The sequence below is a fragment of the Acinetobacter sp. ANC_7503 genome, assembly GCF_056780035.1.
Genome location: NZ_JBWYJA010000041.1, coordinates 1 through 264, shown reverse-complemented (window position 1 = coordinate 264; position 264 = coordinate 1). Strand labels below are relative to the sequence as shown.

1 protein-coding gene is annotated in these 264 nt (G+C 41.7%); it reads left to right on the top strand.

Translation table 11 applies throughout. From position 1 onward, the window contains the following. The coding region (locus tag AC1M9M_RS14870; RefSeq protein ID WP_481596718.1) for a thioredoxin family protein at positions 1–264 on the top strand (264 nt) is incomplete at both ends.

Sequence of the window (264 nt, the reverse complement as noted above, 5' to 3'; positions counted from 1 at the left end):
CTTTAGAAATCAAATCTGACTTTGACGTATTCGTATCTTTAAGCTGTCATAACTGTCCAGATGTGGTTCAAGCACTTAACTTGATCGCAATCTACAACCCTGGCACAACTGCAACCATGATTGATGGTGCATTCTTCCAAGACGAAGTTGAAGAACGCAAAATCATGGCTGTCCCAATGGTGTTCCAAGACAACGAACATATTGGTCAAGGTCGTATGACATTGGAAGAAATTGTTGCGAAGCTCGATACTAATTCTGCTGCGA